This window comes from Eubacterium sp. Marseille-QA0814 (genome assembly GCF_965119675.1).
Lineage (GTDB): Bacteria > Bacillota > Clostridia > Lachnospirales > Lachnospiraceae > Eubacterium_G.
Window position 1 is genome coordinate 1,187,851 of record NZ_CBCPMG010000001.1, and the last position, 24,972, is coordinate 1,212,822.

The 24,972-nt window shown below is 32.7% G+C and carries 31 protein-coding genes; 2 read left to right on the top strand and 29 right to left on the bottom strand.

Features of this window, described 5'->3' with window-relative positions:
* From ACQY63_RS05540 to ACQY63_RS05550, 3 genes are all read right to left on the bottom strand, one after another.
* Window positions 1-2,925: an insulinase family protein gene (locus tag ACQY63_RS05540; RefSeq protein ID WP_428244850.1), complete on the bottom strand. Its 2,925-nt coding sequence runs from the start codon at window positions 2,923-2,925 to the stop codon at window positions 1-3.
* Window positions 2,926-3,052: 127 nt separating this feature from the next.
* Window positions 3,053-3,451 (bottom strand): DUF1284 domain-containing protein, encoded by a 399-nt coding sequence (locus ACQY63_RS05545; protein ID WP_022164653.1) that lies wholly within the window; start codon window positions 3,449-3,451, stop codon window positions 3,053-3,055.
* Window positions 3,432-3,995: a biotin transporter BioY gene (locus ACQY63_RS05550; protein ID WP_428244851.1), complete on the bottom strand. Its 564-nt coding sequence runs from the start codon at window positions 3,993-3,995 to the stop codon at window positions 3,432-3,434. The genes ACQY63_RS05545 and ACQY63_RS05550 overlap by 20 nt, the downstream gene beginning before the upstream one ends.
* A 250-nt stretch (window positions 3,996-4,245) precedes the next feature.
* Between ACQY63_RS05550 and ACQY63_RS05555 the strand changes: the two genes are divergently transcribed.
* Window positions 4,246-5,223, top strand: a complete 978-nt coding sequence (locus ACQY63_RS05555; protein WP_428244852.1) for a biotin--[acetyl-CoA-carboxylase] ligase — start codon at window positions 4,246-4,248, stop codon at window positions 5,221-5,223.
* A 104-nt stretch (window positions 5,224-5,327) separates the two neighbouring features.
* On the opposite strand, the gene ACQY63_RS05560 is transcribed toward ACQY63_RS05555, so the two are convergent.
* From ACQY63_RS05560 to fucO, 11 genes are all read right to left on the bottom strand, one after another.
* On the bottom strand, window positions 5,328-5,696 hold the full coding sequence (locus ACQY63_RS05560; RefSeq protein WP_022165594.1) for a hypothetical protein: 369 nt from the start codon (window positions 5,694-5,696) through the stop codon (window positions 5,328-5,330).
* Window positions 5,693-8,392, bottom strand: coding sequence for a hypothetical protein (locus tag ACQY63_RS05565; protein WP_428244853.1), 2,700 nt, complete (start codon window positions 8,390-8,392; stop codon window positions 5,693-5,695). Before ACQY63_RS05565 ends, ACQY63_RS05560 begins: the two co-directional genes overlap by 4 nt.
* Window positions 8,382-8,726 carry a hypothetical protein gene (locus ACQY63_RS05570; RefSeq protein WP_022165592.1) on the bottom strand — a complete coding sequence of 115 codons (345 nt, stop codon included), beginning with the start codon at window positions 8,724-8,726 and terminating at the stop codon, window positions 8,382-8,384. Before ACQY63_RS05570 ends, ACQY63_RS05565 begins: the two co-directional genes overlap by 11 nt.
* Before the next feature lie 3 nt (window positions 8,727-8,729).
* On the bottom strand, window positions 8,730-9,134 hold the full coding sequence (locus ACQY63_RS05575; protein ID WP_022165591.1) for an immunoglobulin-like domain-containing protein: 405 nt from the start codon (window positions 9,132-9,134) through the stop codon (window positions 8,730-8,732).
* 147 nt (window positions 9,135-9,281) lie between these two features.
* The gene (locus tag ACQY63_RS05580) at window positions 9,282-9,422 is read right to left on the bottom strand and encodes a hypothetical protein (RefSeq protein WP_022165590.1); all 141 of its coding nucleotides are present in this window, start codon (window positions 9,420-9,422) and stop codon (window positions 9,282-9,284) included.
* Between the two features lie 58 nt (window positions 9,423-9,480).
* The gene (locus ACQY63_RS05585; RefSeq protein WP_412334244.1) at window positions 9,481-9,627 is read right to left on the bottom strand and encodes a hypothetical protein; all 147 of its coding nucleotides are present in this window, start codon (window positions 9,625-9,627) and stop codon (window positions 9,481-9,483) included.
* Window positions 9,628-9,680: 53 nt separating this feature from the next.
* Complete coding sequence (locus ACQY63_RS05590) at window positions 9,681-10,994, bottom strand: hypothetical protein (RefSeq protein WP_428244854.1); 1,314 nt, start codon at window positions 10,992-10,994, stop codon at window positions 9,681-9,683.
* Between the two features lie 78 nt (window positions 10,995-11,072).
* Window positions 11,073-12,080, bottom strand: coding sequence for an ATPase, T2SS/T4P/T4SS family (locus tag ACQY63_RS05595; RefSeq protein WP_022165587.1), 1,008 nt, complete (start codon window positions 12,078-12,080; stop codon window positions 11,073-11,075).
* 50 nt (window positions 12,081-12,130) lie between these two features.
* Complete coding sequence (locus tag ACQY63_RS05600) at window positions 12,131-12,313, bottom strand: hypothetical protein (protein ID WP_022165586.1); 183 nt, start codon at window positions 12,311-12,313, stop codon at window positions 12,131-12,133.
* Window positions 12,314-12,747: 434 nt separating this feature from the next.
* Complete coding sequence (locus ACQY63_RS05605) at window positions 12,748-13,653, bottom strand: hypothetical protein (protein WP_022165585.1); 906 nt, start codon at window positions 13,651-13,653, stop codon at window positions 12,748-12,750.
* Between the two features lie 182 nt (window positions 13,654-13,835).
* Window positions 13,836-14,984 (bottom strand): lactaldehyde reductase, encoded by a 1,149-nt coding sequence (gene fucO, locus ACQY63_RS05610; RefSeq protein WP_022165584.1) that lies wholly within the window; start codon window positions 14,982-14,984, stop codon window positions 13,836-13,838.
* A 160-nt stretch (window positions 14,985-15,144) separates the two neighbouring features.
* Between fucO and ACQY63_RS05615 the strand changes: the two genes are divergently transcribed.
* Window positions 15,145-15,780 carry an endonuclease III domain-containing protein gene (locus ACQY63_RS05615; protein ID WP_302690084.1) on the top strand — a complete coding sequence of 212 codons (636 nt, stop codon included), beginning with the start codon at window positions 15,145-15,147 and terminating at the stop codon, window positions 15,778-15,780.
* 188 nt (window positions 15,781-15,968) lie between these two features.
* Here ACQY63_RS05615 and ACQY63_RS05620 read toward each other — a convergent pair whose 3' ends face one another.
* From ACQY63_RS05620 to ACQY63_RS05690, 15 genes are all read right to left on the bottom strand, one after another.
* A complete protein-coding gene (locus tag ACQY63_RS05620; protein WP_022165583.1) occupies window positions 15,969-17,345 on the bottom strand; it encodes a sodium-dependent transporter in 1,377 nt (458 codons plus the stop codon).
* A 152-nt stretch (window positions 17,346-17,497) separates the two neighbouring features.
* Window positions 17,498-17,755: a heavy-metal-associated domain-containing protein gene (locus ACQY63_RS05625; protein WP_022165582.1), complete on the bottom strand. Its 258-nt coding sequence runs from the start codon at window positions 17,753-17,755 to the stop codon at window positions 17,498-17,500.
* Window positions 17,756-17,818: 63 nt separating this feature from the next.
* Window positions 17,819-18,586 (bottom strand): SDR family NAD(P)-dependent oxidoreductase, encoded by a 768-nt coding sequence (locus ACQY63_RS05630; protein WP_022165581.1) that lies wholly within the window; start codon window positions 18,584-18,586, stop codon window positions 17,819-17,821.
* A 323-nt stretch (window positions 18,587-18,909) separates the two neighbouring features.
* Window positions 18,910-19,179, bottom strand: coding sequence for a hypothetical protein (locus ACQY63_RS05635; RefSeq protein ID WP_022165580.1), 270 nt, complete (start codon window positions 19,177-19,179; stop codon window positions 18,910-18,912).
* A gap of 352 nt (window positions 19,180-19,531) precedes the next feature.
* The gene (locus ACQY63_RS05640) at window positions 19,532-19,861 is read right to left on the bottom strand and encodes a hypothetical protein (RefSeq protein WP_022165579.1); all 330 of its coding nucleotides are present in this window, start codon (window positions 19,859-19,861) and stop codon (window positions 19,532-19,534) included.
* 38 nt (window positions 19,862-19,899) lie between these two features.
* Window positions 19,900-20,520: a methylated-DNA--[protein]-cysteine S-methyltransferase gene (locus tag ACQY63_RS05645; protein ID WP_022165578.1), complete on the bottom strand. Its 621-nt coding sequence runs from the start codon at window positions 20,518-20,520 to the stop codon at window positions 19,900-19,902.
* Between the two features lie 49 nt (window positions 20,521-20,569).
* Window positions 20,570-21,028: a hypothetical protein gene (locus ACQY63_RS05650; RefSeq protein WP_428244855.1), complete on the bottom strand. Its 459-nt coding sequence runs from the start codon at window positions 21,026-21,028 to the stop codon at window positions 20,570-20,572.
* Entirely contained in the window at window positions 21,007-21,357 is a 351-nt protein-coding gene (locus ACQY63_RS05655; RefSeq protein WP_022165576.1) for an arsenate reductase family protein, read from the bottom strand. Before ACQY63_RS05655 ends, ACQY63_RS05650 begins: the two co-directional genes overlap by 22 nt.
* A 32-nt stretch (window positions 21,358-21,389) precedes the next feature.
* On the bottom strand, window positions 21,390-21,842 hold the full coding sequence (locus ACQY63_RS05660) for an 8-oxo-dGTP diphosphatase (RefSeq protein ID WP_022165575.1): 453 nt from the start codon (window positions 21,840-21,842) through the stop codon (window positions 21,390-21,392).
* Window positions 21,796-22,014, bottom strand: a complete 219-nt coding sequence (locus ACQY63_RS05665; RefSeq protein WP_022165574.1) for a hypothetical protein — start codon at window positions 22,012-22,014, stop codon at window positions 21,796-21,798. The genes ACQY63_RS05660 and ACQY63_RS05665 overlap by 47 nt, the downstream gene beginning before the upstream one ends.
* Window positions 22,015-22,238: 224 nt before the next feature.
* Window positions 22,239-22,778, bottom strand: coding sequence for a hypothetical protein (locus ACQY63_RS05670; protein ID WP_428244856.1), 540 nt, complete (start codon window positions 22,776-22,778; stop codon window positions 22,239-22,241).
* Between the two features lie 3 nt (window positions 22,779-22,781).
* Window positions 22,782-23,060 carry a helix-turn-helix domain-containing protein gene (locus ACQY63_RS05675; protein WP_302690074.1) on the bottom strand — a complete coding sequence of 93 codons (279 nt, stop codon included), beginning with the start codon at window positions 23,058-23,060 and terminating at the stop codon, window positions 22,782-22,784.
* 162 nt (window positions 23,061-23,222) lie between these two features.
* On the bottom strand, window positions 23,223-23,345 hold the full coding sequence (locus ACQY63_RS05680; protein WP_428244857.1) for a hypothetical protein: 123 nt from the start codon (window positions 23,343-23,345) through the stop codon (window positions 23,223-23,225).
* Between the two features lie 43 nt (window positions 23,346-23,388).
* Window positions 23,389-24,150: a class I SAM-dependent methyltransferase gene (locus tag ACQY63_RS05685; RefSeq protein WP_022164698.1), complete on the bottom strand. Its 762-nt coding sequence runs from the start codon at window positions 24,148-24,150 to the stop codon at window positions 23,389-23,391.
* A 49-nt stretch (window positions 24,151-24,199) separates the two neighbouring features.
* A complete protein-coding gene (locus tag ACQY63_RS05690; RefSeq protein ID WP_022164699.1) occupies window positions 24,200-24,814 on the bottom strand; it encodes a YdcF family protein in 615 nt (204 codons plus the stop codon).
* Window positions 24,815-24,972 lie beyond the last annotated feature (158 nt).

The window sequence follows — 24,972 nt, forward strand, 5'->3', positions numbered from 1 at the left end:
TTATCCTAATTCCTTTACTTCTTTTAAAATTTCCCGGTCTCTTGTTATTGCAGTTTTTCCACCAACTACACAAATGTAATTTTTATCCAACGCCTTCTTAAATTTAGGTGCCAGACTTCTTATTTTTTCAACAGTTGTTGTAAGCACTGCTTTTCGTTCATTAGCTAATGTTTCAAATTTAACCTGTGCCATGTAGCTTGCAAATTCTCTTCCACTTCTGTCCGCCGCACTCATTGGGGTGTCCATGCCACTTATTGTACCGATAATATATTTTCTCATTTCCCTTTCACTTGCCTGGAAATTCTCAATATAGTTGGGTGCATCTAAGTAAACATCACTTGTTCTCTTACAATTTGGATCTCTGTAAGATGTAAATATAATGTCGCCTCCTCTGCTTACAGAGCAGCCACAACCATAAGCACCACCTAATACTCTAATGTTATTCCACAGGTATTCGCTACTCATAATGCTTGATAAAACCTGCATGCTACCGTCGAATTGTTCATCTGTGCTGTCCTTGTAATTACCACAACGTGCCACATACTGAACCTGACCTGAAGTAGTGAAGCCTTCATTCTTTTCGTTCTTTTCAAAAGTCCAGCCGTCAAATGATTCTTTAAAGTCTACAGGCTCATTCATTTTCTGCTGAAGATTTGAAACTAAAGCTTTTACTTTTTCAAAGCTTTCCTTATTTCCTGCGTAGTTAATAGTTATGTTGTCTTTTCTAAATACATATTTAACCGTATCAGAAATCTTCTTCGCTATTTCTTCCTTCTTATTATCAAAATCATCTAGCAGTTCTTCAACAAACTTGTAAAAAGCAATGCCTGATAATAATTCCCTAATATATGACTCGCTGCCATAGTAAGACATGGTTCTCATTCTACTTGCAACATTACCTGACTGAATAATTGACTTATTTAGTCTTGACTTTGTTTCTTCTAAAATTTCTTTTAGACGTTTGTAATCATCAAATTTTGTTTTTGTAAGAACTTCTTCAATTATGTTTACTGCTTTCTCAAGGTTGTCGTAAAGGGCTTTTGTATGAACTTCCATCTGGTATTTTGATGTATTGTTATAACTGTTTACATAAATTCCCGTTCCAAAACCTAAACCACCAAGATTCATATCAATGTCAGTATTTAAGTCTGTGTAAGTTCTTTCTGTATCCATGTAACTTAAAACATATTTAAACAAACCTACATACGGAACATAATCAATTGGTAATTTTTCGAAATTAAATGTCACATCTAAATATCCAATACCATTAGTAAATAATTCATTATATACTGCCGTAAACTCAGGCAACTTTTCTTCCTTGTAAATAAATGGTCTTGGACTTTCATTAATGTCTTCAATCTCCAGTAAAGGTATTGTCTCAAGTTCCTCCGGTGTTGAAGGTGTTTCCTGATAATTCTTTAATTCCTTTGTTTTAATAATTAACGCTTCAATCTCTTCATCTGTCATTGAGTCTTTTAAACTCTTAAGTTTTGCTTCTAACTGATTTTCTTTTTCCTCTGTTAAACCTTTTTTAGGTTCCATAATTACAGTTGAACGATGATTATTGTTAATCATGTATTTTTCTATAATTTTTTCAAAATAATCTGTGTCAATTTTTTCTCTTAATAAATCAAAAATCCTGTTTGTTTCCAAACTTGCAAATGGATTTTCTTCATTGTAAATCCAGGCACCCATTAAATTAAGTCCCCAAATTAAGCCTTTTGGGAAGCCTCCAAAGTCAGCTTCTTTTTCTTTAAATTCCAAACTGTTAAGACCTGCACGTAAAGCATTTTTGTCAATACCGTTCTTAACAATTTCTTTTAATGAATTATTGATTATTTCATTAAATCTGTCACTGTCCTTTTGGTTAGTGTATTTAGCTGTAATTGTATAAATTGGCTGTAAAACATCATCCTCGTATGAGCCTGAAATATCTTTTCCTATCTTTGCATCAATTAAAGCCTGCTTAAGTGGGGCTCCCGGCATTTCCATTATTGCATATTCTAAAATCTGAAAAGCGATACTTAACTCCGTATCTAAGTTGTCGCCAATTACAAAGTTGGAAATTAAGACTGCACTTTCATCTTCGTTCTCACTATCTGAAATTGCATATTCCTTTGTAACTGTTACCGGCTTATCAAAAGGCTTTTGATATTTTATTTCTGAATCAACTTCTAAATAATCGTATTTTGATAAATAATTTTCATCTATCCACTGTAATCTTTCAACTACATCCATATCTCCATACAAATAAATATAGCTGTTTGATGGATGATAATATTTTCTATGGAAATCTAAATACTGTTCATATGTTAATTCAGGTATAAAATCAGGATCTCCACCTGACTCATTACTGTAGCCGTTGTCCGGGAATAATGATTGAAGTGAAACTCTTGCACCTAAACCGTCAACTGATGAGAATACTCCCTTCATTTCATTATATACAACACCGTTTATTGTAATGTTATCATCTTTATTTTCTAATTCGTAATGCCAGCCTTCCTGCTTAAAGATGTTTTCTTCCTTATAAATATTCGGATGAAAAACAGCATCCATGTAAACATGCATAAGATTGTTAAAATCTTTGTTGTTGTAACTTGCCACAGGATAAACTGTTTTGTCAGGATATGTCATTGCATTAAGGAATGTGTTAAGTGAACCTTTAACTAATTCCATAAATGGTTCCTTTACCGGAAAATCGTCTGAACCACATAAAACAGTATGTTCTATAATATGTGGAACTCCTGTGTCATCTGTTACCGGTGTTCTAAAACCAATATTAAAAACTTTATTGTCATCATCGTTTGATAAGATAACAACTCTTGCACCTGTTTTTTTATGTTTTAGTAAGTATGCATTTGAATTAACTTCTTCAATATGCTTATTTATAATAATTTCGTATTGTTGTAAGTCTTTTACTTCCATTGTCTACCTCTCTTTGTCAAAAATCTCTAGTGTATATACTAACATATTTTTTATTTTCTATCCATTATATATAAAAAATCTCTCCATACAGATTGGTTGTCTTCTGTACAAAGAGATTTTCTTAATATTATTTATTTTTGTTGTAAGAATCACATATATCTGACCATCGACATACTCCGCAAACTGCCCGTAACTTATTAACATCAATAATGTACTTGTGAACCATCTCCGTTAATTGGTTCCATGTAAGGTCACCTTTTTGTTTTTTCAGTTCATCCTCTATTGCTTCGTATGTGCGTCTATCATTACCTGAAACTGATTTTTCCTGAGTACATATTCCATTTTCATTATTAGGACAGTTTTCGCATATATCATCTGCCCCTTCTGTTAGTTCAACATAAGGATTCTTACTTAACATTTCATTATGAATTTTTGTCATATTTTCCACAAATCCATTGCTATACCCTTTTCCTTCAAAAAACTGAAGGCATAATAAATGGTGTGGTCTAATTGAATATCTGCACATATTTCTTAACTCTGTTTGCAATAATTGTTGCTACAACTATTTTTGCAATATCTGGAATAATGTATGGAATAACACAGTATGTTAAAGCAACTGATACTGTATTATTTGTTACAACCATAAACCAAACTGTTCCTATTGCAAAACATGCTACATCACCTAATACCATTGCAACTACTGTAATAACAAGTTTAACAACTTCGCTTTTTCCATTTGTTAAATTCATTAATAAACCAATAATAATTGCTGTTAAAATAAAGCCTACGATGAAGCCGCCTGTTGGACCTGCGATTACTGATGGGCCGCCTGTTAGTCCTGCAAATACAGGTACACCAATTATTCCAAGTAAAATATAAACCACAACTGCTATTGTGCCTCTCTTAGTGCCAAGTAAAGCTGCTGTTACAAAAACTGCAAAAGTCTGTAAAGTAAATGGAACAGGACCTGCAGACACGCTAATCCATGAACAAATTGCCATTATTGCTGTAAATACAGCTATTAGTACCATATCCTGAACTGATAAAAATTTCTTCTGTGTGTTACTCATAATTTCCTCCTAAATACATAACATTTTTTGCGACTAAGTCATTGTAAGTCAGTTTCTTTTGATTGTCAACCTATTTTATTGTTTGGGTGACGTTTCTTCTCTGTTATGTTGAAGCCCCAAAAAAATAATGTTATACTTGTTTCTAGTTCTTATTAATTTATGGAAGGAGCATGTGTGCCTATTAAACCGGCAATGAACTAAAGGATTAAACAGCAATGCAAATGGTTAAATAGCAACACACGAAAATATTATGAGTGTAAAAGATGAAGTTCTAAAAGAACTTGAAAATAACAAAGGTGACTATATTTCAGGTGGCCAACTTGCTGACAATCTGGGTGTCAGCCGTAATTCTGTCTGGAAGGCAATTAAAGCATTGGAAAAATCAGGTTACGAAATCAATGCCATACCAAACAAGGGTTATTGCCTTGCAGAAAAAAATGATATTTTATCTTCATACAGTATTAAACAACATTTAAAAAATCCCCATTTGGATATATCTGTTTTTTCTTCTGTTACATCCACTAATACCATTTTAAAGGAAATGGCTGAACAGGGTGCAAAAGAAGGTACTGTTATTATTGCTGAAGAACAAACTGCCGGTCGTGGAAGAACCGGAAAACAATTCTATTCTCCTAAGGGTACCGGAATTTATATAAGTATTCTTCTTCGACCTGATATACCCGCAGAGGAATCATTATTTTTAACTACATCTGCTGCCGTTGCCACAGCTAGGGCTATTGAAGATGTAAGTGACAAACGTGCCCTTATTAAATGGGTTAACGACATTTACCTTGAAGATAAAAAAGCCTGTGGAATTCTTACTGAAGGTGCCTTTAACGTGGAGACCGGAAAACTTGATTATGCCATAGTTGGAATCGGTATAAACGTTTGCATTCCTGATGGTGGTTTTCCTGACAACATTAAGGATATTGCCACTGCAATTTTTGACAAACAAACAGATTCCATTAACAAACGTAGTATTTTGATTGCCAATCTCCTTGACTATTTTATGGAATATTACAAGGATTTCAAATCAAAATCCTATGTAAAAGAATATATTGAACGTTCAATGATTATCGGTAAAACTATTACCGTAATTGAAGGTTCTAAAACTTCCGTTGCCAAAGCAATTGATATTGACAAAAACTGCCGTCTTAAAGTTCAATTTGAAGACGGTACTACTAAATGGCTGTCATCCGGAGAAGTCAGCACAAAAATTCATAAATAAATATTTGTAGATGGTATTTTTGCATACCACAACTGCACATTATTTATTACGTTTTCTAAAAAGAACTATTTGATATTATTTTTTATATAATATTGTTCATATTTTTATTCATAAATGGCGCATTTTCTTACGGAAACTGTGCCATTTTTTCCTGTTAAATATTCAAACTTTTCCAGAACATATACGTCTAACAAGCCTTCTTTGTAATCAACTCCCATAACCTTTACTGATATGTCGCCTTTTGCCTTTAATGATATGCAAACATTTTGAACAAAATTTGCAATCATGTCTTTATCTGATTTTATTATTTTCTGTTCTTTAATCTGGCTATCTTTTACAGTTTGTTTAACTGCTGCTGCAACAACTCTCTCCAACTCATCTTTTCTGTCCTGCTTACTTTCAACTGAAAGAATTGTAAGAGCCGTAATTAAAATAACCACTATAAATCCTGATACAATAACTGTCTGTTTCATAGTCCTAATTTTCCTTTTATTATACTTGTTAAATTCTCACTGTTTTTGTAATTGTTTTCCTTTACCTTGTCTCTAATATTGTTTCTTTTGCTATCAGAAATTTCTATATAATACTTTCCCTGACTGCTATTTGTTCTTTTTATGGAATCTTGCAACTTGCCACTTAAGCTTCTACTCCATTTGGAATTAGCATCTAAAGTTCCAATATATTTTTCAGATATAAAGCGTACTCTCTGCCCACTTAAATCTGTATTTAACACATAAATTTTCATTGTTCCATAGGCTGTCACTTTTTTATCTGCCGAATTAGTTACAATCTTAATTGTATATTCTTTTATTTCATTAGTATTCAGGTAATTTTCTGCCTGTATGTCATTGCCTGTAATCAAGGCTGTATCCATATTTCTTTCTTTAATACTTACTACTTTTAAAACATATTTATAACCTGTATGTAAGTCATCATCTACTTTTACTTTCTTTAAAATCTCGTCTTTATTTAAAACTATCTTTTGACCGACCACATAATAACGGTCTGTGGTAGTAATGTATATTTCCTTCACAGTTATTTTTTCCCATATTGCATGTAATGTTAAATCTGCATTTCCACTATAAACACTTCCCGGACTATACTTTATTCCGTTGCCATTTTCACTTGTGTTCCAATGTTTTTGTGTATTTAATTCATAACCTGCTCTTTCAACATTTTTTGTACTAAGATTAATATTTTCATTCCAGTATTTGTGCTGACTATTAGGCATCCCCGTCACTATATCCTGACAGTTTTTTTCATACCTTATGGAATACTGCCGGCTTATAATAATCCAATTGTCCTCATAGCCACTTACTTCGTCTGTAGGACGTAATATTTTCGAACTACCATTACTTGTGCAGGTATATTTTTCTTCTCCATTTGCATAATATAATTCATCGCTCCCCTTTTTATTTCCATAACCTACTTTTATGATTTTTGTACCGGGAGCTTCTTTTTCCGAATTAATTTTTGCAATAAAGCCACTTTTTCTACTTAAACTGCCCGTAATTTCCACATACTTATTTTTCTTTAAATATACATTGTTATTATCATTAAAATAAATACTTCCTTTGATTTTTAACAAACCATTTACATATATTCCCTGACCGTTATTGCCTGTTTTGTTTCCGTATATTTCACCGCTGTTAAAAGTCACATCACCATTATTTATATGAATTCCACCACCACTTTTTACACCTTCATTATTAGACAACGTGGTTTTTGAGAAAATGACTTTGTTAGCAACTACAAGACCACCGCCTTTTCCTTGTGCGTAATTATTATCAATAACAGAATCTGTTATTTCTACATAGTCATTGTCGATACCTACTAACTTGCTTGGAAAATTAATGGCTCCGCCATCATTTACACTTTCATTTTGAGAAATATTTGTATTTTTAATTATTATTTTTGAAGAACCTGAGCTTCCACCATTTCCACAGGATATGCCGCCACCATTATCCTTAGTTAAGTTATTAGAAATTGTTCCACCATAGATTTTTGTTTCTCCGCCAGCGTTCTTTCCACTACCACCGTTGCACCTGATTGCTCCGCCATTACCTTTGGCATTGTTTGAACTTATTAAAGGACCTTTTCCATTTTTTCCAATAGCTAAATTTGCCCCATATCCTGAAAATATGGCTCCACCTGATAAACCTGCACTATTCTGTTTTATTGTGCCCTTCTCAACTGTACAACTTGAACTACCACTTACAAATATTGCTCCGCCCTCTTCTTCTGCTACACAATTAGATATTGTTCCACCATTAATTTTGATGGTACAACCATCCATGCCAAAAATGCCACCGCCTTCTGTATATGATTTGCACTGATTAATTACAGCATTATTATTTATTGTTACACTTCCTTTCTTCACTCCAATGGCCCCACCGTCAGAACCTTCACAGTTTTCAATGGTTCCATTTAAAATTAAAGTTCCAAAAGTGAAAATTGCAGAACCACCGTCCTCTTCCTTATTATTCATTACATTTTTCACTACGCAATTACTGTTTATTGTTGCTTTAGTTCCGCTTTTTAAATAAAGCCAGCCTGAGCTTCTCTTTTTAGTAGAAAAATTACTTTTGTTTCCACCTAAAGTTAAAGTCTTACTTTTTGTGGCCGTAACACCCATGTCTATCTCGGTAGTTCCACTTAAAGTCATACAATATTTAGGATACTCGCCTCCATTTATTGATTTTTCTCCATCTGATGATCTTTTTAATGTTACATTGCTATCATAGGCATAAATTTTAAATTTCCCCTTACTAATTGCTATGTTCCTTGTTATTGTTATTGATTTTTTTACACCCACGTAAACCCATGACTTTGTAGATTTTGTAAGCAATACGTCTCTTAGTTCATCCTCAATTGATACAATATACGGATCTTTTGCCGTACCTGAACCAGCTAAAGCATACACACTATTAAAGAAAAATGCTGTACTAAAGCCTAAAGCCAAAATAGTCACTATACTAATTTTGATACCAGTCATTTTCATACAGTTTATTATATATTTTTTTAAATTCGCCTTTTTGTTTTCTATTATTTCTAATAGATTCACCTTTATTCTTTTTAATAAATTCATTCCCCAATTTATATTTACATTTCGATTTTTTCTTTTATCTTTTCTTTTACTTTTTCTTTGTTTTTCACCTTTATCTGGCATACCCCTCAATCACCCCCTGCTTGCTTAAGCCATTACCAAACAGGCTAAACACCGGCATTGTAATGCTGTATTTTAATATTACAAGTCTGCTTGGCTGTTCATTATAAATAGTCAAATCTTCTATTTCCAAAGTGTATCCTTTTTCACCTGCCTCACTTTTACACTGGCTTATAACCTGGTCATTACAGTTACTATCCTCGATTCTATTTACGGCCACATTGTAAAAATCTCTTGCATTAGATACCTGATTGTTGCTGCTAATAAAAGAGGCAAACAATATGCACCCTAAAGTTATGGCAATTACAATCGAAAACATTTCTATTGCTACTCTCATATTTCACTCCACTATTACGTTTATGTATTTTGTGCATGTAAGTCCATTGTCTGACTTAACAACACATTTCAGTTTATAAATTCCCTTTTTTTCAAAATCTATATTTCCGTATACTTTGATTTTGTTTGATATGTCTTTTCCTGTATAATCTTTTGCTTTAATATATTTTGAATAATCAAATTCCTTACTTAAATACTCAAGATATATAACCTCCTGGCCTTCAATAACAGGATATTTGTCTTTACTTTCTTTTAAAAATTTTTCATTGCTTTGACTTTTTTCATTTTTGTATTCAGGTGTTATTTGGTTCCATTTGTTTTTACATAACCCACAGGTTATTACAACAACCATAATTCCAATTAGACCATATAAAATTATTTCTCCATGCTCGCTTAAAAAATTCTCCATACCTAATCACCTTACACCTTATACTTTCTAATAATCATCTTTTGTTTTTTCAAAAAACAACACTTTATATTTCTCCCTAACTACTAACATCTTCTATTTCCTCATCTTTTATTTCCTTATCTTCTATCTTCTTAAAATGCTAATATATTACTTTCCAATAACAGAATTTATCTCATATTCATCCATATTTCCTACTGCTGCCATGGCTGCCAAAATCAAAATAATAAGTAATACCGATATAATTCCGCTAATTAATGTTTGTCCATGTTCTGATAAAAATTCTTCCATATAACCTTTTCTCCCTTCTCCTATTATTTATTATCTTCTATTGTCTATTGCCGATTTTCTATCTTCTGCCTAATTCTTTTGTCTTCTTTTTTTCTTCTATTTCCCATTTTTCAAATATCTTTAACAAAACTAACCTGTTATTTTTTCTAATATTTGGTAAAATCCTGTTATTATAATCACAAATAAAACTCCATATATTATGCATTGACCTGCCTCTGATAATAATATTTTCACTTGCTCACCACCTTCCTTAACCCCTTAACCATTGATAACATTTGCCACTGACGAGGTAAACACAATAATCATTAAAATCATGTCGATCATAATTTTCACTACGCCAACTGTCATTGGAACTGCCGTAAACATTGTTGCCGCTCCTATTTTGTCATTATTCTTCATTTGCTCACTCTGTCGTGTAAGCTTATTATTCCTGTCAATAATAGAATTAATCTGTTTTTCTGACTGCTCTTTTCCTAACTGATTCATTGAATAAAACATTTTAAGAGACGATTTAATATCCTCCAAATCTAACTCTCGTAAAAAGTTATCATAAGGCTCAATTCCTACCGGATATTGCTCAAAATCTATTAGTAGTTTTCTAACCGGTCTTTTTAAAACAAAAGGTAGATTTCCATAAGAATTTTCTATTGCCGACTGCACTGTCTCATTCTGTAAATTAATTGCCACTTCTCTTATCCAGTCAGGAAAAACTTTCTTAATTTCATTTTCTAAAGTCTTCTTTGCTTTTTTGTATGTAAGTCTTTCCGTAATGCTTAATTTTTCTTTGTCATAATATGCCTTCTCAACTAAAATATAATATTTCACAACCATGTTATCCTGCAGAGACTGTTTTTCCTTTATCCAGTCAAGGTTTAATTTTTTTACAATAAGAAAATAAGAAAATAACATTAATAAAATTACAATAGTTGAACAAATCTGATAAACAATATGGTCTGTATATCTATATTCTGTCGGTATTAAATATGCCATAAAACCACAGGTTATTAGCGTTGAAAATATAGATATTATTACGTTTCTTTTTACTCTGTTTACATTTTTTATAAATAGAGATGTTCTATCGCCCCACTCTTTTATGTCTTCTAAAAGAATATCCAAATAATTTTCGTATTCACCGCCATGCTGTTCTATTTTAATCAGGAATTCATGTAGGGACCTTAGTCGTTTACAATCATATTCCCGTCTTATAATCTCTAAGGATTCTTCATATATTTTGTCAGTCATTTTTGAATCTATGTTGACTATAACTTCCTCAATAATTTCTTTCATTCTGTTGGAGCTTACCTTCTGTGCATCTGACAGGGCAAGTCGTATTTTCGGTTGTTTCTTAAAGGAATAAATCATCTGTTCCATGTAAAGAAGCACATCATGGAATTTTCTTAAATAACCTTCCCTTTTTCTTTCTTCTTTTTGAAAAAAGAAATTAAATACTATGGCTGCCAACAGACAAACAGCTATACATAAAGGATCTAGTTTATAGACTAAACACACAATAATTACTACTGCCAGAATCTTCGTCGAATCCTTTATTATCTGTAAAATTTTTTCTTTCACCCATTTCCTCCCTTTTCTACTGCAATATATTTATGGCTAATATCCCTTACAGCCAGTAAGGAACTATCCATCCTGTTACTATCTTGTAAATGGATTATCAATACCCTGTAATTTAAACTTTCTTAAAATATCTTCCGGTATATCCTTAGTTAAAATTTTTCCATCTTCATATATCATAACTTTTTCATTTTTCTCGTTATGTCTTGATAAGCACATAACCTGAGCTATGTGTCTTGTTATTTTTTCTCCCTGTTTAACATTTGAATGTAACACCACACCAATATCTATAAAAGAATACACATCATTCTCATTTATGTTTTCTCCCATGTTTCTTAATCGGTCAGGAATTTTACCGGCATCATCAAGATGAATTGTTGTTAAACAATGAACTCCTGCTGATATATTTTCTAAAAGATATTTAACTTCTTTTCCTCTTGCCTCAGCCAGTAAAACCCAAGTCGGCAACTGTCTCTTGCTTGCCTTCAATGCCTCTGCATAACCAAAGTTTTCACTTACTTTTATTTCAACACAATCTTTATCCGGATTTATTGCCGCATATCTAAGCTCCAAATTATCTTCTATCGTGTAAACTCTTTCATATGCCGGTATATAACCGGTTAAATATTTTATGTATTCTGTTTTTCCAACTCCCGGAAGCCCGCCTACAATTACAGTGCAATGGGCTCGTATTGCATTCTCCATAAATGCATCAATTTCTTCTGTGCAATATTCTTCTGAAATTAATCTGTCCTTATTAATTCTTCTTATTGCCGGAGTTTTTCTAATACTAATACTTATTCCTGTATTCGTCACAGAGTCGTGTAGTATGGATATTCTTAAATTCTCTGTTTCCGCTTCTAATAAAGGGTTATTTTGATTAAACTGAACATTCATTAGGTTGCTTATTCGTGTATAAAACTGTTTTATAAAAATATCATCTAATTTGAAATTGTTAACTTTATATCTTCCTTTTTCCAAATGATTAATCCATAATTCCCTACTCCAATTAATGTCCGTTATATTATCGTCTAATATATATTTTAATAAATCGCCAAAGGCTCTATCCGGTAATGACAGTTTTCTCATCTTTCTACTCCTGACCTCTTAATATTAATTGTTACACAAATGCTATTTCTTTACTTTCCCGAAGGAATCTTCCCGGCTACTGAACCAAATGTTACAGATGATGAGTAGCTCTCTACAACGTCCTTCACTGCATTACTGATAATCGGTCCTATGACATAGGCAACACCCACTAACAGTAGAATACAAACTGCGATAAAAATCGTTTTTCCGTGTTCTTGTAGGAATACATCCATATATATTCACCTCCTTTTTTATTCCAAATAAATTGCCCTTAGGGGATTGATTTTTATAATAGACTAACCAGCTACAAAAATCACATTTTCCTTGCTTTGTTTTATCATATACACTACGTTGCTATTTATTCGGTGTTTGTATATTATCACGTTTTATTTGTGTAGTCAACATATTTTTATGTTTCTTTTTTTCTGAACGCACTTAATTTAGAACAAAACCAATCACTGGCGTAATTCTTTGCCCCCGCTATGCCACCGTTCACAACTATTTTCTTCCTGCACCAGGGTGCCTCCCTAGTGGGCCATTCATTTATGTAATAAGAATTTATGAAGGAATTTCTTATTAAACAAAAAACTGTGCATCAGCTAGTTACATAATTCTTTCACTAACTAATACACAGTTTTTATAATTTTATATTTTATTATTTTGTAATTTATTTTTCACCTGTAATAATCCATGGTGATGGTTGTGCCACAAATATGCTGTTCTTGTCTGTTTTTGATACTGTTATCTGCATTACCTCAGTTACATTAATTCCATGTTTTTCAAGGATGTATTTAATGTCTGATAAAATATCCAACTCCAATGTGTAGAACATGAATTTAATGTTAGGATTAATTGCAAGCAAACTTACAATATCATCCTCAATATGTTCTTTAGTTGCAACAATAAAAGCAATTCTTGGTGTTGGCAGATTCTTTAAAGTTTCCTCTTTCAAATCAGAGATAATCTCAATGTTATGTACACCAAATTTGTCCACATTTTCTTCCATTGTTCTGTATGAACCTGCATCTCTTTCATCAGCAATAATAACGCCTTCATAAGCAACCATTGAGGATTCAATAGCTATACTTTCTGAATTTACCATTAACGCTACGTCACTTACGTCTAATTCCAACTTATTCATAATTACTGAACGGATTTCGTGACCAACGTATTTTACAGTTCCCATTGAAAAATTATCATTCTTCATGCCGAAAATCATTGATTCTCTTGTATTTTCATTAACTATAAAAATAACTGTTGGACCTGAAATTCCATCATCCATTAAGTCGCTTACCTTACAGTGTTTCATTTCTGATGGTTCATAGCCTGTACCATAGTACATTTCATAATCACCATATCCTGCTTCCCAACATTTATATAACACATTGCTGTGTGTTTCATCAGCAAAAATTAAAATCATTTTGTGTGTAGCGATTGTTGCCAAAATGTTACGTCTTTTTCCACATGTGTTTAACATTTTAATTTTTTCAGGACTAACTTCCTTCAAATCAGCTACATACTCCATCCACTTCAACATTTGGGATGTTGTAAATTGTACTTTGTTATTTTCCATTATGTTCCTCTTTCTATTGCCTTGTCTTTTATGTAATTTCATTTAATCATCAACATGCAACTCTTTCTCATTTTTCGAAGAAGAGTTGCATGTAATGCTTCCTGTTCACTCACTACCTTATGGTAGAAATTATATTTACTTCTGCCCTCTATACTATTAAGGTCCAATAATGAGTCGCGAAATTATAATAATGACTTATATAATTCCTTAATTTCTTCTACAGATGTATCTCTTGGATTACCCGGTCTGCATGCATCATCATAAGCTGACTGTGCTAAGAAATCTAAATCTTTTGGATCTACAATTTCCTTTAAGTCTGTTGGAATTCCTACATCCTTTGATAACTGTTTTACAGCATCAATTGCTGCTTTTCTGTATTCTTCAACAGACATTTTTTCAGTTCCTTCAACGCCCATTGCTGCTGCAATATATTTATACTTGTCGCCTGTAGCTTCTGCATTATATTCCATTACAGTTGGCAAAATAATGGCATTTGCAACACCATGTGGTGTATCATAAACAGCGCCTAAAGGATGTGCCATTGAATGAACTATTCCTAAACCTACATTTGAAAATCCCATGCCGGCAACGTACTGACCAAGAGCCATACCTTCTCTTCCTTCAGGTGTGTTTTCTACTGCCCCTCTTAAACTCTTTGATATAATTTCAATTGCCTTAAGATGCATCATGTCGGTCATTTCCCAAGCAGCCTTTGTTGTAAAGCCTTCAATTGCATGTGTTAATGCGTCCATTCCTGTAGCTGCTGTAAGTCCTTTTGGCATTGATGACATCATGTCCGGATCAATAAACGCAACAACCGGTATGTCGTGTGGGTCTACACAAACCATCTTTCTATTCTTTTCAGTATCAGTGATTACATAATTAATTGTAACTTCTGCTGCTGTTCCTGCTGTTGTTGGTACCGCAAAAGTAGGTACAGCCGGCTTAGTTGTAGGTGCCACGCCCTCTAAGCTTACAACATCTGCAAAATCAGGGTTATTAATAATAATTCCTATAGCTTTTGCTGTGTCCATTGATGAACCGCCACCAATGGCAATTATGTAATCCGCACCTGATTTCTTAAATGCTTCAACACCTGTTTTTACATTTTCAACTGTTGGGTTTGGCTTGATGTTAGAATAAACCTCATATGCTAAATCCGCCCCTTCTAAAACATCTAAAACCTTCTTTGTTACACCAAACTTAATTAAGTCCGGGTCTGAACAAACAAATGCTTTTGCAAAGCCTCTTCCTTTTGCTTCTGTAGCTATCTCGCCAATAGCTCCTGCTCCGTGATAAGATGTTTCATTTAAAATAATTCTATTTACCATATATGCTCCTTTCCGTGACTAAAAATCACTATGGTACGTTCTTTTTTATATCTTTAATTATAACACTCTTTTAAAATAAAAAAACTTAAATTACTATGAAATATTTATTAAAGCTATGATATAATTTCTAATATTAATAAAACAAATGAAGGATTATATTATGAGAAAAAAAGATTTAGCATTAGAAGTTATAAAAAGACTGGAAAAGGAGTATCCTGACGCAGACTGCACCTTAGATTACAATGATGCCTGGAAGTTACTAATCAGCGTAAGACTGGCTGCACAATGTACCGATGAACGTGTCAACAAAATCGTGCCGGCTCTTTACGAAAAATATCCAACTATTGAAGCCGTTGCCGATGCTCCGGTTGAAGAAATCGAAAAAATCGTCAGACCTTGTGGCCTTGGAAAAAGCAAAGCCAGAGATATTAGTCTTTGCATGAAAATGTTACGTGATGACTTTAACTGCAAAGTTCCTGACAATATGAAAGATTTACTTAAACTACCTGGCGTTGGTAGAAAAAGTGCTAATTTGATTATGGGTGATGTTTTTGGTGAACCTGCCATTGTAACCGACACTCATTGCATCAGACTTTGTAACCGAATCGGTCTTGTAGACGGAATCAAGGAACCTAAAAAAGTTGAAATGGCTTTATGGAAAATTATTCCACCTGAAAAGGGAAGTGATTTTTGCCACAGACTTGTTTATCATGGAAGAGAAGTTTGCACTGCACGAACTACTCCACACTGTGATAAATGCTGTCTTGAAGATATTTGTAAGAAAAAAATAAAATAAGAATAAGTATTTAGAACATTCCCTTTTTATATTTAAAGAGTTATTTTACAATGATTACAATTTTTGTATTTTTCTTTTACATTTCTTAATACATAAAAAAATAGCTTGCAGATTCATCTGCAAGCTATTTTTCCAAAACATTTTAACATTCTACTTATAATTATTTTGCTATTTGTAAATCGCTATTTTTATTTTCCGAAAAATTTATTATATATTCCAATTACGAAAATAAATATGATTATAAGTGGCAATACATATGTTAAATAAGCTCTCATCCAATTATGTATTTTTACACCTTTTCCTGTATTTGCTTCTTCCTTGAAATTGTTCCAACCCCAGCCTGATTTTCTTGTACAGAATAAAAGGAATACTAATGAGCCAAGTGGAAGTAAAATATTACTTACAAGGAAATCTTCCAAATCAAGTATTGCTCCACCAAAAACATCTAACCATTTCCACTGCCATACGTTGTATCCAAGTACACATGGAAGTGATAATAAAGTAATAACGATAAAGTTTATAAAACTTGATTTCTTTCTGCTCCAGTGTGTAAGCTCGCTTACGCATGCAATAATATTTTCAAATACAGCAAGCACTGTTGAAAATGCTGCGAATGTCATAAATACAAAGAACAAGCTTCCCCACATTCTTCCTAATGGAATATTATTAAAAATATTTGGAAGTGTGATAAAAACCAAACTTGGTCCCTGAGTTGGATTAACATTAAATGTATAACAAGCCGGGAAAATTATTAAGCCCGATGTAAGTGCCACAAATGTATCAAGACAGGCAATGTTAACTGACTCCCCTAACAATGAACGGTCTTTTCCAATATAGCTTCCAAAAATTGCCATGGCACCAATACCTACACTTAAAGTGAAGAATGCCTGATTCATTGCCGAAACAACGGTGTTCATAATTCCTGCTTCTTTCATTCTTCCAAAGTCTGGAATTAAGTAAAAGCTTAACCCTTCTTTTGCTCCATCCATAAAGAAACTATTTACAGCAAGCACTACCATAATTAAAAGTAATGCCACCATCATAACCTTTGTTACTTTTTCAAGTCCGTTCTGTAAGCCTCTTGAACAAATAAAAACTCCAACTGCTACAACAATTACCATGCACACACCCATGGTTACAGGTTGTCCTAACATTTCATTAAATACATTTCCAACCTGCTTTGAATCTAACCCTTCAAATTTTCCTGTAGCTGTTAAATAAAAATAATATAGCATCCAACCTGCAACTGTTGTGTAAAACATCATAAGTGCATAGTTACCAATTAACGCTATATATCCATGTATGTGCCATTTTGTTTTTGGCTTTTCCAATGCTTTATAAGCTCTTACCGGTGTTTTCTGGCTGGCTCTACCTATGGCAAATTCCATTGTCATAATAGGAAGACCAAGTAAAACTAAAAATATTAAATATATTAATACAAAAGCTCCACCTCCACCTTGTCCTGCAACATAAGCGAATTTCCATACATTACCAATACCAATGGCACACCCTGCTGAGATTAGCAAGAATCCCAATCGTGATTTTAATTTTTCTCTTTCCTGCATCTTTTGTCCCTGTTTTAACAGTAACTGTTAAATTGCCACAAGGGCATCCTTTCTTTGAAATTTTCTATTATATGAAAAAAATCCTCTAGCGCAAAAAAGCGCCAAAGGACATTTTAACATTAATATTAATTTCTGTCATTATTTTTTAACTCTTAATTTCTGTGGAATAATGAAAAACCTTTCTTTTCATATTCTTCTGTATTAATAGATGTCATTGTGTAACCAGTATCAGCAACAACCTGCTTTAACTTATCTTCGTCTAACTGACCTTCTGAAATAATTTCTGTAGTCTTATTTGCATGTGAAGAATTAACCTTCTTTACCTTGAAATTATTTCTAATTGCATCATTCATGTGGCTTTCACACATGCCACACATCATACCATCTATTCCTAATGTTGTCTTAATCATAATAACCTCCTAAACATTCTTTATGTAGGAAATTATATACCCCCTATGGGTATATGTCAAATGTTATTTGCCTTGTTTTCTTTTTTGTTGTTTTGCAACAATTTTCAGTAAAATACATTCCGGTAAAAGTTTCTGTCCTGTAACGGCAAGCTTCATTTTTAAGGATGGCACTATTATTGTCTTTCTATACTTCATTCCCATTAAAGCTTCCTTAACGCAATAATCTGCTGTGATTCCCTTTAATGCAAAAACTACATCTGCATTGTCATTAAACTCTGTGTCAACAGGTCCCGGACAAAGAGCGCCAACATATATATTGCTTTTTCTTTCCTTTAATTCCTGTGCCACTGCTTTGGTAAGGCTAACTACATACGCCTTTGTTGCATAATAAGTAGCCATGTAAGGGCCTGCCGGAAGAAGTCCTGCTGATGATGCCACATTCAAAATTCTTCCATGTCCCTGCTTAAGCATTTTCTTAAGGACTTTCTTAAATAAAATATGCATTGCTTTAATATTTACATTAATCATTGAAAGTTCTTTTTCAAGTTTTGTGTCACTGAAGTTTCCACAGTCACCGAATCCGGCATTATTAATAAATACATAAATATCTTCATCTGCTATTTCTTCAAGCAATTCATAGCAGCCTGATTCTTTTGACAAATCTGCCGGAATTATTCTACATGGAACGCTAAGACTTTCGCTTAACTGTTCTAAACGCTCCACTCTTCTTCCTGTTAAAATAAGTCTGTAGCCCATATTTGCAAATCTCTTTGCAAACTCCATTCCAATACCTGATGTTGCACCTGTTATAAGGGCTGTTTTAATTTTCATAAAATTTACCTTCTTTCTGTTATTTAAGTTTTCTACTAAAATAATTATTGTTCGTCTTCTCTAAGAATTATTTTCATCTTATTTAAGAATTATTTTCTATCTTCAATAATAAATATTTTTCCTCTACTTAAATAATTTACCACATTTCGTCTAAGATAACACCTTATGAATAATCTTTTATTCTGAAATATGTTATTTCTTTTCATCTAACAACATTACGCCTTGTTTTGGATTTGTTTTTATTGCCCCTACAATTGGATGTGGCACATATAACTCCTCTAAATAATCAACGTTTTCTTTTGTTAATTTTACATCTAATGCACCTACTGCATCAACATAGGATATAATGCTTTTTCTATCTTCGCCGTATCTGCTCCCGTTTTTGTTTTCTCATTAAAAATCTTTGATGCCCCATAACTAAAACTGTTCGAATTTGATGCTAAAAATGATGGCACAATTACAATGACGAATATTACGAAAACAGGTATCATTACTTTTCTTACAACATTTCCGAAACCTTTAAATGATGGCACAAATGGTATGTATTCAAATTTATCAAGCCACTTGTAAGTAGCCAAAATAAGACATGGCATAATTTGTGCAAATACGGACAAATATTGTTAGAGATACAGAAGCAAAATACAATGCTAAAATAACCGACCATTTTAGGTTTTTCTTATGCAATTTTTATACTGAAGCATTGGCTGGTATGTTAATTAACTTATTTCAGAATCCAAACAAATGCGACCCAACAGAATTGTTTGAGTATTTTTCAGTTATTTTGTATAACTCACTACCAGCTGTAATTTGTTCCCAGAATACTGAGAAGAGTGATATGTAAGATTTTTTTCTGCACAATAAAAGAGGTAATTACAATTTTCATAATCAAATCATAATTACCTCTTTTTTCAATATTTAACTTATATAATCAAATACTTTTTATATTTATTTTTCTCTAACCCAAACTCTTCTCTTAGGGCTCCATGGACCATATTTTTTTCCAACTTTTGCACGAACAGAAATACCATAGTATTTATCACCTTTTAACTTTTTTGATAAATAAGATGTTTTCTTAATTGTTTTTACTTTACCACCAATTTTAACCTGATATTTCTTTGCACCTGCAACTTTTTTGAATTTTACTCTAACTTTCTGACTTTTCAATCCTTTAGTTTCTGTTACATTAACACCATTAACTGGTTTCTTTTTAATAGTGAGTGAAATTCTTTCCGGACTTGGGCAATTATGCCAATCAAAGTAAGAGTAAAATGACATCTCTGCAACTACTCTGTACTTTCCCGGTTTAACAATTTTTATATTCCATACTTGGACAAATCCACTTTTCCATCCACAACTTCAACGCCATCCTTAATAAGCCGTCTAGCCTGCTCATCTTTTCCGCCAAAGGCAAAAGCTCCCGAAAGTTCTCCTTTTGAATTAACCACCCTAAAGCAAGGTATGTTTTCCGGGTCCGGATTCTTGTGTAGTGCGTTGCCAACAGCTCTTGCCATTTTCGGTTCTCCTGCCATCTCGGCAATTCTGCCGTAACTTGCTACATGACCCTTCGGTATCTTTTTTACAGCTTCATATATTCTCTTGGTTGGACTGTCAGTGATAATATCGTAACTTTCAGCTATCATTCTTTTTACTTCTTTATCAGGTACACTTCCATCTAAAATTATAGTATTCCAATGTTCCTTGTTCTGATGGTAACCGGGGATTACGGATTCATAAGTCTGCCTCCAAAAATCTCTCCACTGGGGGTCTACTTTTACATTCAAATTCACAAAGCCATCTTTCTCGTACACCCAAAGGAATGCCTTTTTGCTGCCTTTAACTCTTATAAGTTGCCAATTAGTGTCTTTGAAAGGTGTGTCTAAATATGTATTTTCAAATGTTAAACCAAAATCTGTTGCCTGTTTTCTTGTTTTCATGGTTGCACCTCTTTTTTATAAACCTTTCTTGAAGTTGCTCTGTTTTTTATTAATCTAAATTCTCTTTTTTTATAGTTCTTTTAGAATCAAACAAAGCTACATAATACACTGTGTCTCCTCCTGTTATCTTGGCGCTTCTTAGAAAGCTTATACCATCTTTCCAATATGCATCTTCTCCAACATATTTTACTTTAATGGCGTATTCACATTCAAATCCATTAATATCTTTATTATATGCAATATCCTTTATAGTTCCTGCCTTCTCCATTCCACCATCTTCTTCCCAGTAAAAAGTGATACCTTTAGATAAATATCCATCTGCATCTATGTATTTTACTCCACCATATTCAATGACATCATCCGAATTAACAGTATATGATTTTATACTTGCTCCATCTTTATTTTCTGAAACTTTAAATCTATTTTTCAGTAATTTATATTTTGAAGCTTTCTTTACCAAAGCAAATCGAACACTAAAATCTTTCTTTACAGAAGTTTCTCTGTCCACTCCGCTTCTCTAAATCCAGTCAATACCTGACTTTCACCCACAACTAACGGACGTTTTACCAACATACCATTTGTCGACAATAACTGTAATTGTTCATCCTCGCTCATTGTTGGTAACTTATCCTTAAGATGCATTTCTTTATAAAGCATCCCACTTGTGTTGAAAAATTTCTTTAATGGCAATCCACTTTCGGTGTACCATTTTTTCAATTCATCATAAGACGGATTTTTCTCCACAATATGACGTTCTGTATATTCTATACCATGCTCATCAAGCCACTTTTTAGCCTTCTTACATGTTGAACATTTTGGGTAACAAATAAATAACATTTTCTTCACCATCCTTTTCATTATTTTGTTTACTATTTTAGTTCGTGTTTCCATTGACCATTTTCCACAGTGTAATGGAACTCACTAATATCATCTTCCAGAAAAACTTTCAGCATATCATCCATATCCATTGCAAGATTTCCTTTTTTCATCTCCTCCAGTGGAATCCATTTTACTTCTCCTTCCTCAGAAGATTTTAGCTCTCCACTAAACTTATTTGTCTTATAAAAAACAACTATGTATCTGCTGCCATCTTTTTCCATCCAGTCCTTTGTCCCACAAATTCGTGGATTTTCTATTTTCAACCCTGATTCTTCGTATACTTCACGTATGACCGAATCCACAAAAGATTCGCCCTTTTCAATATGACCACCCGGAAATGTTAAGCCTCCCCAATCGTTGTCAACTTTATCCTGTACAAGCACATTGCCGTCGTCATCATACACCATACACATGTTGGTAAGCGTTACCTGCTCCGTTCTCATTTGCTACTCCTGTTCTTTTGTTATAATTTTTTTGGATATCCAGTAAATCTTCATTAAGTCCCGGCACTCTTCCTAAAGCATTTTTTGCTTCAAGAATCATAAAAATAAGGTCATCTCTATACTTATCTTGATATGGAATTATCTTCATTATTATTTTAGCTTTATCCAGCATTGGCGTCCTCTCTTATTGCTATTTATAATCTTATTGTAACATTCATATGGGTGAATTAAGCCACACATACTCTTTTAAAACAGTATAACATAAAGTAATATAAAGGCTGTTATTTTTCTTCAATTTCAAGTAAATTTAATAATAACTTTCTATTTTTATCTTGACAATTCTCAAAAAAATTGCTACCATTTAGCCAAGAAATGAGTTTTCAACTGAGTAAAGTCTTATGACTGGAAAAGGCTACTCGTTTCTTTTTTTATGTTCATAATATCATATAAATATTTCTTTCCATCTTCTGAATGACGAAATACAATAGCTACATGAAATACATTATACCTTACAATATCCCCACCATCTTCAAATACAGGCAAAGCAAATCTTGATTCATACCTATACCAACCATATTTTGCATCATTATTATGTTTACTCTTTGTATTTGGCGTAAATCTCTTTCCCGTTGATATTTCAATTAATTCAGGTATTCCCTGTGCTGCATTGGCTTTTGCTTTTGCGTTTGCCCCCTTTAAGATATTTGTATATTCTGAATGGGCATATTCATCCGGAAGATCTGAACCTATATACACTACCTCCTTGCTATCTGCAATTGTATAAAATTGACCCACATACTTAGTTAAATATTTCTCAACATCATTCCAACTAATATTTTGTCTACCTTTAAAAATAATATCATTAATTATAACAATGTTATTTCCATTTAAATCTTTAACAATAGATACATTTCTTGAATTTTGTTTTTCTTCCATATACTACTTTTTCTCCTTCACACTTTTTAATTCATCATAATAAGCTTTATACCGATATGCAGTTCTCCTACTAATATCGCCTTCTGCTACAATTTCGTTAATAGTCATACCACTCTCATATTTACCGGCAAAATCATTATAAGCAGCCATCCATGCCTCGTTATGTTTCTTTCTTCCACCATAATTTCTATTTCTATAATATTCCAACTCCGACAACAACTTCTTGTTCTCTTCTTCCAGTTTCTTAATGCGTTCTAATGCTTCCTCCAATGTTTTTATCATGACTACCTCCTATTAGTTTATTTTGTGCCACTTTGATATTTGTCACAACAATAACATTGATTTTATTTAGTGTCAATTTGATTTTTGACATTTTTTTAAGTATTTCAAAAAGAAAACAACCATTCATTTTCAACCTTTTTTGAAAACGAATGGTCGCCCAAATCACTTACTAAATCTATATTTTTCTTTTATGTATTCTATCATTTTTCCTACAATACTCTGGTCCTGATAATCACGATATACTAACATATAATGAATTTGTGCAAGTATTTCTGTATCATTCACCACTCCTTGCTAACCCTATTGTTCTTTTATTATAAAACTTATGCTACATATAATACCAAGTTAAAAATAATTTATGTTTTATTGTAAATTTCTCAGGATATTTTTCCTGTAACATTGCCATATGTTCGTTATCAAACTTTTCAATTTTTTCTGCATCCATAGATGCCATAACACCTCTACTTGCCATCATTCTTCCATGCCATGTTTCTCTTGTAAACGGCAAATCTACAATCAAAGTATCCATATGCGGATTGTCAAAATAATGAGTTTTCAAATCTTTTATGGACGCAGATGCTCCATTCCATGAGCCATTAATTTTCTTCACTAATGCATTCGAATCCTGCGTGATTTGTTCTTCTTTCATATAGCTCATGTATATCTTAAGAAAAATTCCACCTGACTTCAACATTGATTTTATTTTAGGAACAATAATATTAGGATCAAAATACCAAAAACACTGACATGCCGTTATCGCATCAAAAGAATTTTCCTGATAATTTATTTCTTCTGCCGATTTTACTTCATATTTGATATTAGGCATTTCCTGAGATAGCAATTTTGCTTCTTCAATTTGACTTTTTGAAATATCTGTGGCTGTAATATTTGCACCATATTTAGCCATTCCTCTTGGAACCACACCTGTGCCTGTGCCTAAATCAAGCCAATTGCTTCCTTCTTTTCCTATTCCAAGTTCATACAATTTATCAAAAAATTCCTTTGGATAAATGTCTCTATACTTTCCATACTCTTTTGATGTTTTTCCAAAATCAAATTTTTGTCCGTCGTCAACTATTATTTTTTCCATTTGATATTCCTCCCTTTTTTAAGATTTAGGTCCGATAATTTTTATAATCTTATTTCAACTGTCTTATTTCAAAATCGTCAATTCTTCCCTGACAAACATAATATATTATCTTCTCCACTTCACCAATCGCTCTTGCTCGACCATTATCATTGGTAAACCATTTAGCTCTCCTTGTAGAATTATCCTCGCCGGGTAGCGAAATTATTTTAACATTATCATTTTCAAAAATTCTTTTTGCTATCACAAGACTTCGTCTCATATGAAAAGACGATGTAACAATGGCAACATTCATAGCTTCTTTTAACAATCCATTTTTTATAATTATTTCACGTGAGAATTGCATATTTTCCCACGTTGTCATTGCTTCTCTTTCAACGAAAATATCTTCTTTATCAACACCCTGTTCTATTGCTTTTTCTTTTAAGAATTCACCTTCTCCTATACCACTGCTTTCAATGACACGTCCACCTGACACTATGATTTTTGATATTAATCCTTTTTTATAAACATTGACTGCATAGGGAAGTCTATATGTATGGGCCTTGCTACTTCCTAATATTATTGCAACGTCTATCGGCTGTTGCTTATATTCCATTCCTTCATATAATATTTTGTCTACAAGTTCATCGTTGATTTGTTCTTTGGTGATTTGTGATACTTTCATTGTTTATGTTAATCCTTTTTCAGTTATAATATGGATAAATAAGTTTCTAAAAACAGTATAGCATAAAGTTTAATATGACTGTTATTTTTCTTCAACTATTCCCTAACCTTATTATTTTTCATAATTATTTATTAATACATTTGCTCTTAACTTTTATA

Coding starts and splice junctions, on each gene's coding strand:
- ACQY63_RS05630 (WP_022165581.1), bottom strand. CDS start 18,586: ATGAAAATTAAAACAGCCCTTATAACAGGTGCAACATCAGGTATTGGA.
- ACQY63_RS05655 (WP_022165576.1), bottom strand. CDS start 21,357: ATGTTATTTATTTGTTACCCAAAATGTTCAACATGTAAGAAGGCTAAA.
- ACQY63_RS05545 (WP_022164653.1), bottom strand. CDS start 3,451: ATGTGCAGATATTCAATTAGACCACACCATTTATTATGCCTTCAGTTT.
- ACQY63_RS05555 (WP_428244852.1), top strand. CDS start 4,246: ATGAGTGTAAAAGATGAAGTTCTAAAAGAACTTGAAAATAACAAAGGT.
- fucO (WP_022165584.1), bottom strand. CDS start 14,984: ATGGTAAATAGAATTATTTTAAATGAAACATCTTATCACGGAGCAGGA.
- ACQY63_RS05600 (WP_022165586.1), bottom strand. CDS start 12,313: ATGGATGTATTCCTACAAGAACACGGAAAAACGATTTTTATCGCAGTT.
- ACQY63_RS05560 (WP_022165594.1), bottom strand. CDS start 5,696: ATGAAACAGACAGTTATTGTATCAGGATTTATAGTGGTTATTTTAATT.
- ACQY63_RS05595 (WP_022165587.1), bottom strand. CDS start 12,080: ATGAGAAAACTGTCATTACCGGATAGAGCCTTTGGCGATTTATTAAAA.
- ACQY63_RS05645 (WP_022165578.1), bottom strand. CDS start 20,520: ATGAAAACAAGAAAACAGGCAACAGATTTTGGTTTAACATTTGAAAAT.
- ACQY63_RS05665 (WP_022165574.1), bottom strand. CDS start 22,014: ATGCTGGATAAAGCTAAAATAATAATGAAGATAATTCCATATCAAGAT.
- ACQY63_RS05660 (WP_022165575.1), bottom strand. CDS start 21,842: ATGAGAACGGAGCAGGTAACGCTTACCAACATGTGTATGGTGTATGAT.
- ACQY63_RS05605 (WP_022165585.1), bottom strand. CDS start 13,653: ATGGAAAATAACAAAGTACAATTTACAACATCCCAAATGTTGAAGTGG.
- ACQY63_RS05690 (WP_022164699.1), bottom strand. CDS start 24,814: ATGAAAGTATCACAAATCACCAAAGAACAAATCAACGATGAACTTGTA.
- ACQY63_RS05625 (WP_022165582.1), bottom strand. CDS start 17,755: ATGATTAAGACAACATTAGGAATAGATGGTATGATGTGTGGCATGTGT.
- ACQY63_RS05615 (WP_302690084.1), top strand. CDS start 15,145: ATGAGAAAAAAAGATTTAGCATTAGAAGTTATAAAAAGACTGGAAAAG.
- ACQY63_RS05550 (WP_428244851.1), bottom strand. CDS start 3,995: ATGAGTAACACACAGAAGAAATTTTTATCAGTTCAGGATATGGTACTA.
- ACQY63_RS05565 (WP_428244853.1), bottom strand. CDS start 8,392: ATGCCAGATAAAGGTGAAAAACAAAGAAAAAGTAAAAGAAAAGATAAA.
- ACQY63_RS05640 (WP_022165579.1), bottom strand. CDS start 19,861: ATGTCATTTTACTCTTACTTTGATTGGCATAATTGCCCAAGTCCGGAA.
- ACQY63_RS05670 (WP_428244856.1), bottom strand. CDS start 22,778: ATGGAAGAAAAACAAAATTCAAGAAATGTATCTATTGTTAAAGATTTA.
- ACQY63_RS05540 (WP_428244850.1), bottom strand. CDS start 2,925: ATGGAAGTAAAAGACTTACAACAATACGAAATTATTATAAATAAGCAT.
- ACQY63_RS05575 (WP_022165591.1), bottom strand. CDS start 9,134: ATGGAGAATTTTTTAAGCGAGCATGGAGAAATAATTTTATATGGTCTA.
- ACQY63_RS05675 (WP_302690074.1), bottom strand. CDS start 23,060: ATGATAAAAACATTGGAGGAAGCATTAGAACGCATTAAGAAACTGGAA.
- ACQY63_RS05620 (WP_022165583.1), bottom strand. CDS start 17,345: ATGCAGGAAAGAGAAAAATTAAAATCACGATTGGGATTCTTGCTAATC.
- ACQY63_RS05635 (WP_022165580.1), bottom strand. CDS start 19,179: ATGCCATGTCTTATTTTGGCTACTTACAAGTGGCTTGATAAATTTGAA.
- ACQY63_RS05580 (WP_022165590.1), bottom strand. CDS start 9,422: ATGGAAGAATTTTTATCAGAACATGGACAAACATTAATTAGCGGAATT.
- ACQY63_RS05685 (WP_022164698.1), bottom strand. CDS start 24,150: ATGGAAAAAATAATAGTTGACGACGGACAAAAATTTGATTTTGGAAAA.
- ACQY63_RS05570 (WP_022165592.1), bottom strand. CDS start 8,726: ATGAGAGTAGCAATAGAAATGTTTTCGATTGTAATTGCCATAACTTTA.
- ACQY63_RS05585 (WP_412334244.1), bottom strand. CDS start 9,627: ATGCATAATATATGGAGTTTTATTTGTGATTATAATAACAGGATTTTA.